Consider the following 2,588-nt stretch of genomic DNA (forward strand, 5'->3'; position numbering starts at 1 on the left):
CCGTGCGCGCCAGGATGAAGCCGCCGACGACATTGGCGCAGAGGTAGGAGATCGAGCCCCATTTGCGCATGCTGGTGTAATTGGAGCCGAAGCGGCGCACGCCCGATAGCGCCAGCGAATCGGCGATCGGCGAATGCGGTGTCCAGACGACGGTCAGCGCCAGCGAGACAACGAGCACGATGGCGTAGGTGGGTGGCAGGAAATAGCCGGCGGCGAGCAGCATCGATGCGGCCACAAGCGCTATATAAACATTGGCGCGGTCCCGCGCCCGGTCGGCAAGCGCTGTGAGCAGCGGCGTCGTCACCACGCGCAGGAACATGGGCGCCGCGAGGATGACGGCGATCTGCTCGGCATGGAAACCCTTGGCCTGCAGCCAGAGCGGGAAGTAGGGCAGATGCGTGCCGAGTGACACGAAGAGCGTGGCGAAGATCAGGCTCATGCGCAGCTCGAAATGGCGCGGCTTGACGAGCTGTTCAGGCGTGAGCGGCGGCAAGGACATGAATCGATCCAATTACGCCGCGTTCTACCGGCCGCAACGTATGGCGATCCCTAACATGGAGAAGAACCCGGCGAAACCGGCTGGACTAATCGATTAACGCGCGTTTGCGCCCGCAGGGGCCTGGCGTCAGGCCGCCTGCACCGCCCTGCCCTTGATGTTGACGGGAACGAGCACGTCCTTGCCGGCCGGAGCCTCGGGCAGGACATGCGCCCAGGTCAGTATTTCCATGCGCCCGTCGAAATGCTCGACCACCGCCGTGCAGCTTTCCACCCAGTCGCCGGTGTTGATGTATTGCACATCGCCGTAATTCTCGATCGCGGCGTGATGGATGTGGCCGCAGATGACGCCATCGACATGCGAGCGGCGCGCCTCGTCGCTCAACACGGTCTGGAACGAGCCGATGAAGTTGACCGCCTTCTTGACCTTGACCTTGGCCCAGGATGAGAACGACCAGTAAGGCAGGCCGAGCAATTGACGCAGCCGCGTGATGATCCGGTTGACCTGCATCGCCGCGTCATAGGCGTAGTCGCCGAGATAGGCGAGCCAGCGCTGGTTGTGCACCACCGTATCGAACTGGTCGCCATGGATGACCAGCAGGCGCCGGCCGTCGGCGGTCTCGTGGATGGCGCGGTCGGCGACGACAATGCCGCCGAAATGCACGCCCTGGAACTGGCGGGCGAACTCGTCGTGGTTGCCGGCGATATAGGTGATCGAGGCGCCCTTGCGCGCCTTGCGCAGCAATTTCTGCACGACGTCGTTGTGGCTTTGCGGCCAGTGCCAGCTGCGCCTGAGCCGCCAGCCATCGACGATGTCGCCGACCAGATAGATGATATCGGCGTCGTGATGCCGGAGGAAATCGATCAGGAAGTCGGCCTTGGCCGCCTTCGACCCCAAATGGATGTCGGAGATGAACATCGATCGGAAAGTGCGGGGCTCTGGGCCGGACATCGCTTGTCACCGTTGCTTTCGCAGAGCCTATGCCCCGATTCATGCAACAACCGTATGACGGTTGCGATTGGTCCAGCCCAAGCGCTAGCTTGCCGCGCTCGATAACAGGAGAAGACCGTCATGGATCTCGGCATTCGCGGAAAGAAGGCCATTGTCTGCGCATCCAGCAAGGGGCTCGGGCGTGGCTGCGCCATCGCGCTGGCCGAGGCCGGCTGCGATCTCGTCGTCAACGGCCGCAACGCGGACCTTCTGGCGAAGACCGCCGCCGAAATCCGCGAAAAATTCGGCGTCAAGGTGATCGAGATCGCGGGCGACGTGTCGAAGCCCGAGGTGCAGAAGGCGCTGCTTGCCGCCTGCCCGGACCCGGACATCCTCGTCAACAACAATGGCGGGCCGCCGCTGCGCGATTTCCGCACGCTCGACCGCGAGAAGATCCTCGAGGGCGTCACGCAGAACATGGTGACGCCGATCGAGCTGATCCAGGCGGTGATCGACGGCATGGCGAAGCGCGGCTTCGGTCGTATCGTCAACATCACCTCGCTGTCGGTCTATGTGCCGATCCCCGGCCTCGATCTCTCGTCCGGCGCGCGCGCCGGCCTGACCTCGTTCCTCGCCGGCGTGGCGCGCACGGTGGTCGACCGCAACGTCACCATCAACAGCCTGCTGCCGGGCAAGCTCGACACCGACCGGCTGCGTGGTCCGCATGAGGCCGGCACGACCGAGGATCCCGCCGCCGCCGCCGAGCGAAAAGCCCGCATCAGCGCCGACGTTCCGGCCAAGCGCCTCGGCACGCCCGAGGAATTCGGCCAGATCTGCGCATTCCTGTGCTCGGTGCATGCCGGCTATCTCACCGGCCAGAACATTCCAGTCGATGGCGGCCTCTACGTCAGCGCGTTCTGACCTGCTGGCGGCGCCGGCCGCCCGCTATATCGCAGAACCCCGCCACAAGGGGTGAAATAGCTTGGTTATTCCTGCTTCGCCGATGTGAATGCCAATTGCGTCATTTGCCGTCGCGAAAAGCTCGCGTCGCATGCTAGAGCTGTTCATCGTTTCATCGAAACGCTGAACCGCTCTATCTCCTTGTTTCGACGCAATTCCGGGCGGAAAACCGTTTCACACTTTTCCTGGAATTGCTCTAAAA

Annotated in this window: 3 protein-coding genes; 1 reads left to right on the forward strand and 2 read right to left on the reverse strand. The window is 63.4% G+C overall.

Translation table 11 applies throughout. From position 1 onward, the window contains the following. Both EN738_RS33325 and EN738_RS33330 read right to left on the reverse strand, forming a co-directional pair. A partial coding sequence (locus EN738_RS33325; protein ID WP_145967019.1) for an MFS transporter occupies nucleotides 1–499 on the reverse strand: 499 nt, incomplete at its 3' end. 126 nt (nucleotides 500–625) lie between these two features. Further along, entirely contained in the window at nucleotides 626–1,447 is an 822-nt protein-coding gene (locus tag EN738_RS33330; RefSeq protein ID WP_127287258.1) for a UDP-2,3-diacylglucosamine diphosphatase, read from the reverse strand. A 120-nt stretch (nucleotides 1,448–1,567) separates the two neighbouring features. Between EN738_RS33330 and EN738_RS33335 the strand changes: the two genes are divergently transcribed. Further along, nucleotides 1,568–2,347 carry an SDR family oxidoreductase gene (locus tag EN738_RS33335; RefSeq protein ID WP_127287259.1) on the forward strand — a complete coding sequence of 260 codons (780 nt, stop codon included), beginning with the start codon at nucleotides 1,568–1,570 and terminating at the stop codon, nucleotides 2,345–2,347. The last annotated feature ends 241 nt before the right edge of the window (nucleotides 2,348–2,588 follow it).

Origin of the sequence: Mesorhizobium sp. M4B.F.Ca.ET.017.02.2.1, from assembly GCF_003998955.1 — a bacterium.
Classification (GTDB): Bacteria; Pseudomonadota; Alphaproteobacteria; order Rhizobiales; family Rhizobiaceae; genus Mesorhizobium; species Mesorhizobium abyssinicae.